The sequence below is a fragment of the Undibacterium sp. GW821-FHT11B02 genome, from assembly GCF_058808955.1.
On record NZ_JBXASD010000012.1, the window covers coordinates 101,537 to 117,443 of the forward strand.

Annotated in this window: 14 protein-coding genes; 12 read left to right on the plus strand and 2 right to left on the minus strand. The window is 46.9% G+C overall.

Features of this window, described 5'->3' with window-relative positions; all coding sequences use genetic code 11:
* Positions 1-58 precede the first annotated feature (58 nt).
* The 7 genes from AC1RVX_RS23350 (at position 59) to AC1RVX_RS23380 (ending at position 8,644) form a co-directional block, all read left to right on the plus strand.
* Complete coding sequence (locus AC1RVX_RS23350) at positions 59-1,090, plus strand: isocitrate/isopropylmalate dehydrogenase family protein (protein ID WP_493218982.1); 1,032 nt, start codon at positions 59-61, stop codon at positions 1,088-1,090.
* Positions 1,091-1,293: 203 nt separating this feature from the next.
* Positions 1,294-1,773: an RNA-dependent RNA polymerase family protein gene (locus AC1RVX_RS23355; RefSeq protein ID WP_493218983.1), complete on the plus strand. Its 480-nt coding sequence runs from the start codon at positions 1,294-1,296 to the stop codon at positions 1,771-1,773.
* Positions 1,774-1,828: 55 nt separating this feature from the next.
* The gene (locus tag AC1RVX_RS23360) at positions 1,829-1,921 is read left to right on the plus strand and encodes a group II intron maturase-specific domain-containing protein (RefSeq protein WP_493218984.1); all 93 of its coding nucleotides are present in this window, start codon (positions 1,829-1,831) and stop codon (positions 1,919-1,921) included.
* Positions 1,922-2,577: 656 nt separating this feature from the next.
* Complete coding sequence (locus tag AC1RVX_RS23365; protein WP_493218985.1) at positions 2,578-5,484, plus strand: TonB-dependent receptor plug domain-containing protein; 2,907 nt, start codon at positions 2,578-2,580, stop codon at positions 5,482-5,484.
* Entirely contained in the window at positions 5,484-6,509 is a 1,026-nt protein-coding gene (locus tag AC1RVX_RS23370; RefSeq protein ID WP_493218986.1) for a PstS family phosphate ABC transporter substrate-binding protein, read from the plus strand. The genes AC1RVX_RS23365 and AC1RVX_RS23370 overlap by 1 nt, the downstream gene beginning before the upstream one ends.
* Positions 6,506-7,537, plus strand: a complete 1,032-nt coding sequence (locus AC1RVX_RS23375; RefSeq protein ID WP_493218987.1) for a PstS family phosphate ABC transporter substrate-binding protein — start codon at positions 6,506-6,508, stop codon at positions 7,535-7,537. The genes AC1RVX_RS23370 and AC1RVX_RS23375 overlap by 4 nt, the downstream gene beginning before the upstream one ends.
* A gap of 15 nt (positions 7,538-7,552) precedes the next feature.
* A complete protein-coding gene (locus AC1RVX_RS23380) occupies positions 7,553-8,644 on the plus strand; it encodes a PstS family phosphate ABC transporter substrate-binding protein (protein WP_493218988.1) in 1,092 nt (363 codons plus the stop codon).
* A gap of 83 nt (positions 8,645-8,727) precedes the next feature.
* On the opposite strand, the gene AC1RVX_RS23385 is transcribed toward AC1RVX_RS23380, so the two are convergent.
* Complete coding sequence (locus tag AC1RVX_RS23385; RefSeq protein ID WP_493218989.1) at positions 8,728-9,495, minus strand: hypothetical protein; 768 nt, start codon at positions 9,493-9,495, stop codon at positions 8,728-8,730.
* Positions 9,492-10,544, minus strand: coding sequence for a YncE family protein (locus AC1RVX_RS23390; RefSeq protein ID WP_493218990.1), 1,053 nt, complete (start codon positions 10,542-10,544; stop codon positions 9,492-9,494). Before AC1RVX_RS23390 ends, AC1RVX_RS23385 begins: the two co-directional genes overlap by 4 nt.
* A 214-nt stretch (positions 10,545-10,758) precedes the next feature.
* On the opposite strand from AC1RVX_RS23390, the gene AC1RVX_RS23395 reads away from it, so the two are divergent.
* The 5 genes from AC1RVX_RS23395 (at position 10,759) to AC1RVX_RS23415 (ending at position 15,637) form a co-directional block, all read left to right on the plus strand.
* The gene (locus AC1RVX_RS23395) at positions 10,759-11,424 is read left to right on the plus strand and encodes a response regulator (RefSeq protein ID WP_493218991.1); all 666 of its coding nucleotides are present in this window, start codon (positions 10,759-10,761) and stop codon (positions 11,422-11,424) included.
* On the plus strand, positions 11,421-12,830 hold the full coding sequence (locus tag AC1RVX_RS23400; protein WP_493218992.1) for an ATP-binding protein: 1,410 nt from the start codon (positions 11,421-11,423) through the stop codon (positions 12,828-12,830). Before AC1RVX_RS23395 ends, AC1RVX_RS23400 begins: the two co-directional genes overlap by 4 nt.
* An 89-nt stretch (positions 12,831-12,919) precedes the next feature.
* A complete protein-coding gene (locus tag AC1RVX_RS23405; protein WP_493218993.1) occupies positions 12,920-13,921 on the plus strand; it encodes an ABC transporter substrate-binding protein in 1,002 nt (333 codons plus the stop codon).
* A complete protein-coding gene (locus AC1RVX_RS23410; RefSeq protein ID WP_493218994.1) occupies positions 13,921-14,742 on the plus strand; it encodes an ABC transporter ATP-binding protein in 822 nt (273 codons plus the stop codon). Before AC1RVX_RS23405 ends, AC1RVX_RS23410 begins: the two co-directional genes overlap by 1 nt.
* Before the next feature lie 16 nt (positions 14,743-14,758).
* Positions 14,759-15,637, plus strand: coding sequence for an ABC transporter permease (locus AC1RVX_RS23415; protein ID WP_493218995.1), 879 nt, complete (start codon positions 14,759-14,761; stop codon positions 15,635-15,637).
* Positions 15,638-15,907: the final 270 nt, after the last annotated feature.

Here is a 15,907-nt window from a genome sequence, read left to right on the forward strand (position 1 = left end):
CAAAAATAAGTACCGTTTTATTCGTGTTTTATTCGATTAAACAGCTTTAAAAAAATCTATGAAAAATACTATATCGTCCCAAATCCCTGCAACACTGATCCCCGGAGATGGCATTGGCCCTGAGGTGGTCGAGGCCACCGTTCAGGTGCTGGACGCTTTGGGATCGCCATTCGCCTGGGACTTGCAACAAGCTGGAATGGCTGGCATCGACAGTTGCGGCGATCCGTTGCCAGCCGCAACACTCGCTAGCATCCGCAAGAACAAACTGGCGCTCAAAGGGCCATTGACCACACCTGTCGGCGGAGGCTTCCGATCTTCCAACGTTCGGCTTCGCGAAGAATTTCAGCTCTATGGCAACGTGCGGCCCGCCCTTACTATGGTTCCTGGCCGTTACGAAAACATTGATTTGGTGCTGGTACGGGAAAATCTGGGCGGATTTTATGTGGCCCATGAATACTATGTTCCGATTGGTGACGATCCGCGGGCTGTCGCGGTTGCTACCGGGGTCAATACACGTGATGGCTGTAAGCGAATAGCACGATTCGCCTTTGATTATGCAGTAAAGAATGGCCGTAAGAAAATCACCATTGTTCATAAAGCCAACATCCTGAAAGCCCTGACCGGTATTTTTCTGGAAGCGGCCAGGGAAGTAGCGCAGGAATACGAAAATCAAGTGCAGGTGAATGACATGATCGTCGACGCCTGCGCCATGCAGTTGGTGCTTAACCCATGGCAGTTTGACATGCTTTTATGCACAAATTTATTCGGGGACATTCTTTCGGACCAGTTGGCAGGTCTTGTTGGCGGGCTTGGCATGGCACCCGGTGCCAATATCGGCAATGACACGGCAATATTTGAAGCCGTGCATGGCTCTGCACCGGACATTGCTGGCAAAGGCATCGCCAATCCAATTTCGTTGATGCTTGCTTCAGGTCTGATGCTAGAACACGTTGGTCGCATTGACCTTGCGCAGCGACTGCGGACTGCCATCGCCGAAACGCTGAACAAGGACAAAATTCGTACCGGTGATCTTAAGGGCACGGCATCAACACGGCAATTTGCGGATGCCATTGTTCACCGGCTTGGATGATCCGTGCTCCTGTTTTTAGTACGACTGAAGGGTCAAGATTCCAACGGACCGTTTCTAGTTCATAGGGACTGAATAGCAAAAATTTCCCGGGTGCCTTGATATGCCAGCAGGACAAACGCATGGTATAGGCCCGGGTGCTCAGCATATGATGCAATCGCCATGGCGCGTGGCGAGGTAGTGTAGTTGGGAATAAGACTGGATGCATGACCTTGACTGCTGTTGTACGTAGAGCGTTGACCGAAAGCATCAATGCAAGGCAGGTCGGCACACCTGTGGGAAAGACCTGCTGCACGCTGCAAGCAGTGGTGTCCTCAACCCATCATCTGGTCAATCCGTTTCTGCACCACACCTTCGATAGCTGGGTAGACCTCCATCTATCAAGTGGACAATTCAGCCGCGACGCCAATGACTGGATGGTCCACTACCGAAGTCTAGTCCAAACCAAGTTTGTATTGGCAAAGACAGGCGAGCGTTTCGGCCAGTGTGGGTTCGAACTCCATCCGGCAAAAACACAGATCGCATACTGTAAAGACATCAATCGGCCGGAAAAAGTCTCGTGTGTGCAATGCACATTTATTGGATATACGTTCCGGCGACACAAAATGGTGGGCAAATATGGTCAGGTCTACGTGAACTTCTCTCTCGCCATCATCAACATGTCGACAAGACTACGCAACAGATGATACGTGGAAATACCTTCCGCTGAATTGCGACAAAATCGTTGCCATTCTGTTGGACATGTTCAATCCTATGCTCTATGGCTGGCATCAATATTATTGCCAATTTTACAAATCATCAATATTTACAGTGTGGAAGCACTTAATTGATTGACGGCCTGTCTCGCTGGATGATGCGTAATTACAAGAATCTTGCTCAAGATGGAAACGCTCTCGGCGACTTGCGCACAAGTTTCAAGATGTCTTCGGGTATTGGAAACTGGGATGGTTTCCCAAAGCTGGATGAATTGAGAGGGTCGAGTCCTGTTCTGCGTGGGGTCGCTGACCAAATTCCATTGGCCTATTTCCGCAAAAGTCCCAAAGAAGGCCGCTTGCAGGTGTAGTGCGCACACTTCGAATTTACTCTTTGCAGCAATGGTTTAACCTGTCTGCTATCACCGTCGAAATGCCTTGTGCGAATCAACAGGAAATTTCAAAACCGGATAACCGGATCCATCGTTGACGTCACTGGTCGTGCACGTTGCAGTATGAAAGCAATGCCAGATAACACTCACTGACTCATTTAAACAACATCTCATTCGTTAAAAAACCGTCGATCCAAAGCTTAGTAGCCACCTGCTGGTGTAGGAATGAATCAATCCATCAATCATAAAAAATCAGAAACAATTCAGGTTAGATTTAGTTTTATAGCGCAACTTCGCATTCAGAACATAAAAAAATTCTGGAAACCATACTAATAATGGCACCAGCGAAATAGTAGACGGCTTGTCACCCCGCGTGATTGGTTGAATATATAAAAAAGGAGACACAATGAAAAACCGTACCAAAATGAAAAAGGCGTTCACTGCTAGTTTGATGTTGGCGACTGGAATGGGTTCCCCGATTTTTGCCATAGCAGCCCCACAGGACCGACAAGCCGAACCTGGAACCAGCGAAACCAAAACACAGCAAGTCGTAGTTACGGGCTCCAGCATGCCAGTTGATCCCGACAAAGTTGCAGTAAGCGTAGTAATGGTTGATGCCGAACAGATGGCCAAGACTGGTGTTAGTTCCAATCTACTGGATATTTTACGCAAACAAATACCATCATTTCAAGGGCGCGGCAATACGGGCAGCAGCAATGCCAACAACACCAACCAGAACACTGCAGGCGGTTCGCAAGTGCAGTTGCGTAACCTTGATACGTTAATTTTGGTGAATGGTCGCCGTCTGGCAATCAGCAGTATTGCTGGCATTGGCGGTAAGGCTTTTGTGGACGTGAATCAAATTCCACCTTCAGCAATTGAAAGAATAGAGGTTCTTCCAGACGGTTCATCGGCAATCTACGGATCGGATGCCATCGGAGGTGTCGTCAACATTATTCTAAAATCGAATTACGATGGGGCCGAACTCAATGGCCGCTATGCTACTGCGAATGATTATTCAGAACAATCCACTTCTTTCACTCTCGGCAAAAACCTTGGTGCGTTTAATCTGACCGTATCGGGCAGCGAATCAAGCAACACGCCACTGTACCAACGCCAAAGGCCATTCTCTACACCAATCACTGGACGTATTTCTGTGGTGCCAGGAACTATAGGCGGGGCATCACCGGGAATACTTGCGACCAGCATTGATACACCCGGCAGTAACAATCCAACAGGTGCCAGCGCGATCAGCTCTTCAATTGCAGCCCTTTTTGCAAACGGTACCTACGTGCCGGCAAGTACTGCTGGCATTGCTAACACCTATGATATTTCCCAATTCCAGACCTTGCTGTTAAAGCAAGAACAGCGAGCGCTCAGCGCGAACTTGACTGGCGACCTGATCCCGAAGAAATTAAGCTTGTTTGCTGATGTAGAGGTTTCAAGAAACAAGAGTTTCACTCAATTTTTGCCTATCACTACGACGCTGACGGTGCCAGCTGGTGCGCCATCAAATCCGCTGAATACAAACTTTTCTGGTGTGAATTTTGCGTATTGGCCACTACCTCGCCAGTTTAATAATGACGCAGAAGCCTCGCGCGCAACGATAGGGTTACGAAGCAATCTCGGTGACGGTTGGGGTTGGGAAGCCGCCTATGTACACAGCCAAAACGATTTGCAACAAAGACAATCGAATGTCATCTACAAAACCAATCTTCCACTCGCTGTTGCTGGCGGATACGACGCCAACGGCAATGCTGTAGCAGGTGGCGCGTATAGTAAAGTATACAGCGGTTTCTCGAAGAACAACGCCTTGGTATTGCAGCCAGCATTGGACCCTTTCGCACGCAGTAAAGCAGTCAACGTAGCAGCGCTGGCGAATGTCTATGGGACTGAAGTGATCGATACCTCTAGCCAACTCGATTCGTTTGATGCTTCAGTACATGGCTATGTGATGAAACTCCCGGCAGGTAAGCTGGGGTTTGCTGCAGGCATTAGTTCGCGCAAGGAAAGCCTTTCAGCACATACCGATCCAAACGGCAACAATACCGGTGCCACCGCACAGCAATGGATAGGCGGGACCTATGCAGACGCCTTTGACAAGAGCCGTACGGTTGACGCTGTCTATGCAGAATTTCGTGCACCTATCACGAGTGCCACTTGGGCACTGCCTGGACTGCACGCACTTGACCTTGTCGGTGCTTATCGCTACGAACGTTACAGCGATGCGGGGGAAGCCACCGTACCAAAGATAGGTTTTCGCTGGCAGCCATTTAGCGCAGAACTGACGGTTCGGGGCGCATACTCAAAATCATATACTGCGCCAACGTTGTTCGCCAAGTATGGGCCGACTGACACACGTACCGTCGGCAGCAGCGTCATTACCACGGTATTTGGTATTGCTAATCCAGGTTTCAATGGTGAAGATGGCAACAACCCCGGGCTGGAGGCCAGCAAATCGCAAACGCGCTCTTTAAGTTTTTCATGGGAGCCAAATAGCGTACCTGGACTGACCTTAGGGGCTGAGTACCACGACGTATCACAACGCGGATATCCCGGAGGAATAGGCTTTACCAATATTCTGCAAAGCGTTGATCAGCAAGGTTCCGCTTCCCCATTCTCTGCCAATCTGGCAAAGGGTAATTTTCCTGGATTGCCAGGTGCGATCGCTTTTACAGCCCCCGGGGAATTAGGTAATTATCTGCGAGCCGACCCAAACAATGCTACCAACGTGTACGCAATCGACCGTTTTACCAACCTGGGTGGCTTACGTGTCAAGTCATACAGCATCAATGCTGAATATGAAATGCTTACCGATGCAGGCGCATTCTCCATCTCCACCGCAGGAACAATTTTTTCGTCTTATCAATTCCAGGCTTTACCGTATCAGAAATTTTATGAATACGCTGGCACTGCAACCAATGGAGGCACCGGCGTACAAGGAACCTTGCCCAAGTATCGTTTCTATACGGTTTTCGGATGGAAAAAGAATAACTGGGATCTTACGATAGGTAATACCTATGTGTCAGCTGTAACTGACCTTGGTGCTGGTGGTTTGGTGTATGAAACCAGTACCACCTTAAAACCTATGGACGTCAGTTCATATTCCAGTTGGGATATCCGTCTTGCCTATAGCGGCGAACATTTAATGGGCAAATACGGCAAAGGTTGGACTGTTGCGTTTGGTGTCAACAACATCACCAATAAAATGCCTCCTCTTTCTCCACAGGCATTTACTGACAACAACGCCGATGCAGCAAGTTATTCGCCTATCGGACGTTTGTACTATCTCACAGCAAACGCCAAATTCTAATGACTTATCCACGATTTTCGTTTTTGCTGGTTGGTGGTGTACTGCTTCTTGATTCACTCACCGCTTGTGCACAGTCCAGGGCTGAATATATGGCAGATAAACCTGTCAGTGGTTTTATTCGCATTTGGGGGCACGGCAGCTTAAATGAAAATTATCTGGCGTCATTAATGGACGCTTGGGAATTGGGCCTTCATCAGTTGCAGCCGAATATACATTTTCAAACCACCCTCAGAGGTAACTCTACTGCAATTGGTGGTTTATACACGGGAGCAGCTGATGTTGCATTGATTGAACGCCGCCCAATTTCCATTGAGCTTGATGCCTACCAGGCTATCTTCAAGCAGGATCCTTTTGAAATTGTGGTGGCTACCGGCAGCCTCGACGTACGAAATCATAACCCTGCACTGCTTGTATTTGTCCATAGCAATAATCCACTGAAGAGATTAACGCTAGCTCAACTGGACGCAATAATCAGTGCAGACCATCGTCGTAGCATAAAACCGATACACACATGGGGCGAACTTGGCCTTATCGGTGCATGGAAAAACAAGAGCATCAAGGTATATATTCCTGCAATTAGCTCAATGGAATCACAATTCCTGGAGCAAACTGTGATGGGTGGTAGCCAGAAATGGACAGCGAACCTGCGTGAATTCAATGCGGTGCCCAGACACTCAGATCCGGGTCAAAAAATTCTTGATGCACTGGCGAAAGACCAGTATGCAATTGCCGTGTCAACTATGGTCTATAAAAATGCGCAAGTTAAACCGCTGTCACTGGCAATCACCGAAATTGGTCCTTACATCTATCCTACCCGTGAATCTGTGGCACAGCGCAGTTATCCCTTAACCCGAAGCGTTTCCATGTTTATCAATCATACGCAAGGGAAAACAATCTCCCCGCCAATTAAAGAATACTTGCGTTATATTCTTAGTGCACAAGGTCAGGCTGACATCGAACGCGACGGCAAGTATTTTCCTCTGAATCCAGAAATCTTGGCACAAGAACGGAGTAAGCTTAATTGAAAATACACTCCTTTTTGCTGTTTGCCATTGTGCTCGCTTTCGACAGTGCCTATAGCAAAGAACCGGACTATCTGGCCAATCTATCACCATACCATGCGCACCAAACCGTTAGTGGAACCATACGCATATGGGGAAATCCATATATACCCGAATTAATGCAGGCATGGCAGGATGGTTTTCAAAAACATCAGCCTGACGTCAGCTTTGTGACCAATATGAAAGGAACCGAGGCGGCAATGGCCGGACTGTATGCCAACATTGCAGATATTGTTTTCATCGGCCGGGAGCCTTACCACCCCGAAATAGAAGCATTTGAAGATTGGTTTGGCTATGCACCAACGGGCTTCAAGATAACTTCCGGCAGTTATGCAACCCAGCACAAAACCTTTGCGCTGATGGTCTACGTGAACAAGAAAAATCCTTTATCCAAATTAAGCCTGAGTCAACTTGATGCACTGTACGGTGTAGAACGTAAGCGTGGTGCAAAGCATCCTGTCCGGACCTGGGGACAACTTGGCTTGAGCGGCTCCTGGCGTCATAGACCAGTGCATGTGTATGGCTATAATTTCGACACTGGTATGGCGGGTTTCTTCAGACTCACCGTACTCAAAGAAAGTGATCGTTGGAATCCAGAGTTGCGCGAATTCGACAATGGCCGTACTGCAGACGGTAATGTGATTAATGCCGGCATCTATATCCTGAATGCACTAGCTAAAGATCCTGACGGTATTGCATTTGCAAATGTGCTTTTTGAAAATGCGAATGTCAAAAGCATTTCTCTTGCAGAAAAGAACGGTGGGCCCTACTTCGCCCCCAGTAAGGAAATGGCATGGCGCCGCGACTATCCACTTACGCGCTATAGCACTGCATTCATTAACCGCCCCCCGGGACACGAAGTAGATCCAAAAGTTGAAGAATTCCTACGCTACATTTTAAGTAAAGACGGCATGGAGGCCGTTGTTAACGATGCGGCCTTTTTACCTCTCAATATAAAAGAAATCCGCAATGGATTAAAAACTCTGGACTGATACAGTGGAGACGTCATGCCCTCTTTAAGCTTTAAAGTACCGCTGGTTCTTACATTACTCCATTTAAATTGTTCCGTTCACGCTACATGCTTGCTAAATGAGCTGCCCAAATACCAACCGCAGCAACAGGTTTCTGGCACCATTCGTAATTATGGTTTCGGATTAGGTGGCGTTTTAAAAAAATGGGAAGAACAATTCCGCCATTACCATCCTGATATACATTTTCAAGATACCTTGCCTAGCAGCGACACTGCATTTCCTGCATTGGTCACCGGCCAGACTGACCTTGCTCCTGACGGTGGTGAACCTGCAATTACAGAGCTGCTTTCCTTCTTCGAAGTATACGGTTACCACGCACTTGATATTACAGTTGCATCTGGCACCTATGACGTAGACGGCAAGTCACCAGGAATCGTGATTTATGTTCATCGTGACAATCCCATTTCGCGCCTGACGATAGCTCAATTGGATGGAATTTTCGGAGCCGAACGCAACGGTAGTTTGCGCGGTTTCAAATGGAACCTCAATGACAAACGTAGTGACGAACAAAACATCCGGACCTGGGGGCAATTAGGCTTGTCTGGTGAATGGGCCGACAAGGCAATTCAAACCTACGGCCATGCGCCGTCGGGGACTGCGCGGTTTTTTCAATTGAAAGTACTAAAAAACAGTGATAAATGGAATCCGAATTTGCGCGAATACGTAGAAACGGGAAGCAAAATGATTTCGGATGATGATTTCACGCAAGAAGGCGGGCTTCAGCATATGCTCGGCAAGGAACTCGCCAACAACAAATATGGGATTGCCTGGTCTATTGCTCCTCAGGCAAAAAAAATATCCGGCATAAAAGCACTAGCACTTGCCGCACAGGAAGGTGGTCCATATATCACAGCAAGCAAAGCAAGTTTTCAAGACCGTAGTTATCCGTTAGTGCGTAACTTGTATATTTACCTCAATCGTAAGCCTGGGATAGCGATAGAACCGAAACTCAAAGAATTTTTGCGTTACGTCTTAAGTCGCGAAGGACAACAAGAAGTCACTATCAATGGCAACTACTTACCTTTACCCCCACAGACAGTATGTGAACAATTGGAAAAATTAGAATAATTTTTTTTGGGGGGGAAATAAAACCTGACTACCTCTGGTTTCAACTGCATCAAACCAGCGATAGTCAGGTTTTGCTATTGCGTTTATTTGTGCATTGAGTAACTCCAGGTGAGCCCCGCGCGCAACTCACTGATGTTTTCTCCATTGCTACTGGCACGACGCAGAGCGACGTCAAAGGAAAGCTCCTCACTATGCTTCCAGATCATGCCCACTAACACTGATCCAGTGTGCCCGCCGGAATTGTCTCTTTCGATGTATGTTTCTGCCACTGGTCTGACCTTTGCTTCAGCATCTCCCTCGATGATCAAACCCAGGAAGCGCGCCTCATTCTGTGCTCGTGTTCGCGTCAGTGCAGCATTGAGATGAACTGTGGCCAAATCGAAGCGATGAGATATTATCCCGGCACAGGTGGCCCCATTCCCTGACACGCCGTGAATTTCAGGTAACAGCACGCCGCATTCGGCGGCTATGCTGACGCCGCTTCCACCATCCTGCAAATTACCTGCGCGGAATAGATGCTTGACCGAAAGTGCTGTGTCACCGAGACTGGTTTGATATCTCACATCGTTTACACCTAACAGACGGTTGATGCGTCCTTCCAATACAATTTCAGTATTACCGTTGAAACCGAAATTTGCAACAAAAGACGGTACGATCAGGGTTCGGTCTGTACCATTTTTGACATACCCCAGAGGGCCAAGCTCAAGTTCGAATATGCCAGGTTCTGCTACACCAGCATCCGTGCCATCAAATGGACGATAAGCGTGGGCAGGCGCTGCTAACATTCCTGTAGCCATTACCATCATCAATGAACCCAGCCATTTGTAGTTGTTCTGTTTGGCCACCTTCATTTCATTTCCTTAATGAGTGGTTCAACACTGTAATTCAGCAATGCAGCACCAGTCTTCCCTTCCCCTGGGGAGATTGCCGCATAAAAACGATTGAGTTGAGGTACGAAAATAGCTGTCTTGGCACCATGGGCCGATGGCACACGCGCAAGTTCGCGGTAATGATCAGCATCGTCTTGTTGATATACTCCAATGAAATCGTCACCAGCCAAATAAATGCGGCGATTCTGTTTATCGAAAATCGCTTCGTTTGTACGTTCTGGTGCAACAAAGCTGGCAACAGTTGCACCGGTTTTAGTATCCAAAATGAGTAGTTGATAGGGCTTACGTGTAACGACAAACAAGCGCTCACTGACTTCGTCAAATGCCATTGCCGCATTCATTTTTCCTTCGGCAATGGGCCATGTTTTGACTATAGACAAGTTTGATTTATCGACAACCGCGACGTGATTCTTACCAGTTACATTGATGTATAGATGCTTGCCGGTTTCTTCGATGGCCATCGCTTCCACTTTGTCAGTATCAAACTTCAATTCACTGACTTGCTTCCCGGTGCGGGGATTTACTTTTGCCAAAAAAGAATCCGTGAGATTGCCATTTTTCCCACCAGTGACTATGTACATGTTCTTGGTAAGGGTGTCGTAGCCCATAGAATCAGCGCCAGGCTTAAGCTTTATAGAACCTATAAGTTGATATGTACTTGCGTCAAAAATCTTGGTGTGGCCAGCACCGCTGTCAGTTACCACAAGTCGATTGCTGTCTTCCAGATAAAGGATACCGTGTGGTGTTTCGACGCCTTTGATCGTCTTCAGATGTTTTCCTGAGACAAGGTCAAATACTTCCAGCGTTCCGTGATCTTCAGCTGCCAAAAAAAGACGCTTCCCCTTTACATCCACTGCGAAATGATCAAAATCACCTGTATATTCAGGTAATTCGACACGATTGTCTAAGTGCAGTACGGTTTGTAGTGGCTCCGCACAATGTGCCTGACCGGCAAGAAAGCCAAACAGCACCAGTGAACAGCCAAAAACTGTGGAATGTCGCAAAAACATTGTTGATCTCCTATGATTTGATAAATAACAAGTCTCAGTGCATCATGGTGATTGATCCTGAAGGCAACCTGAACGTGGTATGAATGATCTTTCAGCGCTGTAAAATTCAGGAAGATTTCAGGTTGACGTGTGACGATCTGGATAACCATTCTGGTGTCGTGATCCTGTAATTCGGCAATAAATGTTTTATGCGTGGTGTTAAAGGGGTTTCAATATGAAAATTTTGATCGTCGAAGACCAGCAACGTTTAGGTTTGTTTCTAAAGCAAGGCATGTCCGAGCATACTTACACTGTAAACTGGGTAGGCACTTGCAACTCAGCCCGTGACGCTTTATGTGAAACCAGTTATGACGCCATCGTACTGGATTTGGGGCTGCCCGATGGTGACGGCCTTGATCTGTTGAGAGAATGGCGCAAGGCTGGTTTCAACGAACCTGTGCTTATACTCAGTGCACGCGATACTGTAGAAGATCGCATCAAGGGTCTCGATATAGGTGCAGATGATTACTTGCCAAAGCCTTTCAGCTTAGAGGAATTATTGGCGCGTGTTCGCTCGTTATTAAGGCGCCACTCGACAACTAAAGAGACCGTGCTCGAACATCGCGGTATCAAACTGGATCTCCTTGGGCACACTGTTCACGTCAACGGTAAGTCGATAGACCTTACCAGCCGGGAATTTGCATTACTTGAAATCTTCATGCATAACATCGGACGCATCCTGCCACGCACCCTGATTGCCGAAAAGATATGGGATGCCCACTACGATGTTGACACCAACCTGCTCGATGTTTATATGAGCAAGTTGCGAGGAAAATTCGATACAATCCCAGATCAACCACTGTTCAAAACTTTTCGTGGTGTTGGTTACCAGTTGCTATGAATCACGTTACCGCAAAGGTGGGTAAACAGCATTTCATACTACAAATGAAGTCAATCAGTACGCGCCTGGCAATTTGGTATGCCATGGCGGCGACGGTAACTTTGACTTGTCTGTTCGCTGCTGGCCATCAAATGCTGGAACGCCATCTTATTCATGGCTTAGATTTGTTGAACGCGTCACAATTTGAACAAATCAAAGCGCATCTCCATCCTGAACATGAAACGGTTGACCCAGACCGTATCGAAGAACGTCTCAGAAGTATTACTGAATATTCAGCAGTACTGTTCTACGTGGATGTTCACAGCGCACAAACTGGTACGATCTTTCGTTCGCACAATTTGAAGGACCATTTAATCCCGGACATTAAGGGGGAGCACTCGTTTAATGTGTACGTTGACACAATAGGAGAATTACGTGTCACGGAATTCATCATAGGTAATTTTGATGTTAACATTGCGACTCCACTGACAGCGGTACGCGTGGTCATGGAGGGGTACACCGAAGTGTGCCTGGCATTACTAGGATGCATGCTTGTTGCCAGCATGGCAATCGGCTTCTGGCTTAGCCGGATGGCATTGCGCCCCGTGCGCAACATTAGCGAAGCCGCCAATCATATTCGCTCTGATAACCTTGACGCACGCATCCCTGTTACAGATGTGCAAGATGAAGTTTCCGATCTGGCACGCATGCTAAACCATATGTTTGACCGGCTTGAATCGTCTTTCAAGCAAATTAGACGTTTTACTGCCGAAGCGTCTCATGAATTAAAAACCCCATTATCATTGGTTCGCTTGCATGCCGAAAAAATGTTGGCGGATGGTGGGCTAAGTCCCGCACATGAAGAAGCAGTTCACGTCCAGCTAGAAGAACTCGCCCGACTGAATCAAATCATTGAAGAACTTCTTTTTTTGTCACGGGCGGAAGCCCGTGCGATAACGCTGGATCTACAAGAGCTCAATCCAACACAATTCCTGCAGACCTTTGCACATGACGCCAGAGTACTGTCCGAACACTATGGTATTCACTATTCCCACGTCCACGACGGTGATGTGCCAGTAGTATTTGACGATAAACGCCTGCGCCAGGTACTCCTGAACCTGCTGACCAATTCCCTGTCAGTATCGTCAGCGGGTGCAGCAATCACCCTTCGCTCTTTGATTGTCAACGGCGTCTGGAGTCTTTGCGTCGAAGATGAAGGACCTGGTGTGCCTGATGATCAGCATGAACGCATCTTTGAACGTTTTGTGCGATTAAATCTAACTAGCACTAACTATCAGGGAAATGGCCTGGGTCTTGCAATCTGTCGCAGTATTATTGATCTCCATCACGGTAAAATTTTTGCCGCTCCAGGTCGCTTTGGACGTGGCTTGCGCATAGTGATTGAGCTTCCCGCAGTCATTCATTAAAAAATTCTCAGAGTCGTTTCAGGTTGCATTTAGTTTGATGGAGCATTCTGGCTCAAGCAGCATCAAAACTACAACTTGGGAGATATCGAATGAATGTCAAAAGAAAATTTTGCAGCGTAATCACACTGATTTCTGTCTGTATTGCCTCTGGCTCGGTCCTGGCAGGCGACAAAATTACCCTGATGGTCGGTGGCTATGAAAAGCAAATTTATCTACCGGCAAAACTCGCAGAGTCTCTTGGCTATTTTAAAGCAGAGGGGCTGGAAGTGGAATTGCTCAACGAGGGTTCCGGTGTCGATGCTGAGGGTGAATTGCTGACGGGTGCCGTGCAGGGTGTTGTCGGATTTTATGATCATTGCGTCGATATGCAAAGCAAAGGGAAATACATGCAATCGGTCGTCCAGTTGGCGCAGGCACCAGGTGAAGTTGAATTGGTGTCAAACAAATATCCACAAATTAAATCCATGGCCGATGTGAAAGGTAGAAACCTGGGTGTTACTGGCCTTGGTTCTTCCACCAATTTCCTAACGCAATTCCTGGCGGTGAAGGCAGGAGTCCCATTAGGCCAGTTCAATTCCATCCCTGTTGGGGCTGGTCAGACCTTCATTGCGGCGATGCAGCAAAACAAAATCGAACTGGGGATGACCACAGAACCAACTATCACTCGCTTGTTAAAGACCGGTGAAGCGAGAATACTGGTTGATTTGCGCACCATGGAAAGCACCAAGCAAGCGCTAGGCGGCACTTATCCAGCTGCCTCACTTTATATGACCGGCACTTACATAGAAACCCACAAGGAAATCACCCAAAAGCTGGTCAACGCGTTTGTCAAGACCCTACATTTTATAAACACTCATAGCGCGGCAGAAATCACCGACAAGATGCCCAAGTCGTTCTATGTTGGCGATAAGGACAGTTATATTAAGGCATTAGATGGCGGTAAAGGTATGTTTACCGCTGATGGCATGATGCCAATTGGCGGGCCAGAAACAGTACTTGCAGTTTTGTCCGGTTATTCAAAAAACCTGAAAGGTAAAAAAATCGATTTATCAAAAACGTTCACTACAGAATTTGTTAAGAAGGTCAAATAATGACTGCCACAACAACCAAGCCTGTTCCGGCTGTCGAGTTGATTAATGTCAGCCGACGATTCCTGACGCCAGATGGTAAGTCGATGACTGCCATTCGCGACTTCAATCTGACCATTCAACAAGGAGAGTTTGTCGCCATCGTTGGCCCAACTGGTTGTGGTAAATCGACCACTTTAAATCTAATTACAGGACTGGCCAAGCCGTCTAGTGGAGAGGTGCGTTTATTCGGCGAACCAGTGAACGGAATCGATCCACGTATTGGCTTCGTATTCCAAACAGACGCATTGTTCCCCTGGCTTAACGTGATTGACAATGTATTAGTTGGACCGATGTTCCGTTTCCGCCCCAAAGAAGCAGCATATGAATTAGCTCGCAAATGGCTGGCCTGTGTCAATCTGAGTGAACATGAATCAAAGTATCCACATCAACTCTCTGGTGGAATGCGCAAGCGTGTTTCATTGGCACAAACCTTTATCAATGAGCCGAAAATATTGCTAATGGATGAACCATTTTCAGCGCTTGACGTTCAAACACGGGTATTAATGCACGACGAATTATTACGCCTTTGGTCAGAAGCCAAAGCCTCTGTTTTATTTGTGACCCATGATCTTGAGGAAGCGATATCACTAGCTGATAAAGTTTACGTATTAACAGCTGGTCCTGCGACAGTCAAATCTATCTATGAAATTGACATTCAACGCCCAAGAATCGCTGCAGATATCCGTTACGAAAAAAAATTCATCGATATTTCCCAGACTATTTGGAACGACCTGCGAGACGAGGTCATGTTGGGTGCTGCTCGCGCCGAAATATCATCTTAATCGCAACGAGGATATTATGACCAATTCAAATACTACATCTACTGCTCCTGTTTTTCGTGTTGGCACGTCCGATCTTGAGATTGAAGCCGCTGCCGCCAAGGCCGCACGCAAACGCAAGAACATGATCATTTTTTGGCGTTGGCTGATTTTGTTAGTTTTCCTGGGAGGATGGGAAATAGCATCAGATTACAAGCTGATAGATGAATTTTTTTATTCATCTCCAAGTGCCATTTCGGTACGTTTGTATCAATGGACTATAGAAGGTGTAGATGGTGTCTCGTTGTGGTATCACCTGTGGGTAACAATGGAAGAGTCACTGTTGGGTTTTTTCACCGGTTCAATAGGTGGCATTTTGACGGGGGTTGTACTTGGGCGTAACCACATGGCAGCAGATATATTTTCAATCTACATCAAAGTGATCAATTCGATTCCGCGTGTCGTGCTTGCGCCAATTTTCATTATGATTTTTGGCCTTGGCTTAGGTTCAAAAGTGGCCTTGTCTTTCGTTATGGTGTTCTTCGTCGTATTTTCAAACGCCTTCCAGGGAGTCCGCGAAGCCGACCGTTCGCTCATTGCAAATGCATTGATACTTGGTGCCAGTCAATGGCAATTGACCCGTTCAGTGATTGTCCCATCAGCTATGAGCTGGATTTTCGCTTCCCTGCACGTAAGCTTTGGGTTCGCGATCATTGGTGCCATCGTTGGTGAATTCGTTGGATCTCGTTATGGTATTGGACTCCTCATTAACATTGCTAAAGGTGGATTCGACTCAGCCGGTATGTACGCGGCCATCGTCATTGTAATGGTAGTTGCCCTGGGAGCATCCTACTTGATGACGGCAATCGAGAATCGCATAGCTAAATGGCGTCCGGTCACCACGCATGAAGCAATCTGAAACCTTTTTTTTGATATGAACATGCTTCAGAAAATCATTGTTATATCTATCAAGGGAGGTGAACATAAAGAAAAATATGGTGTTTTTTTGAACCATCGTTTGAGGAAAATAGATAACTTGCTGAGAGATTTTTTGGATCACCATCCTATGTTCTTGCACTTGAAATTCGCGTGAATTTTTACTCGAAGAGTTGGTGTGATTTTTGATGCAATCAGTTTATTTTCATTTGATGTACGAAACGTAAAATCGACTCAGATCATGTCATTCGTG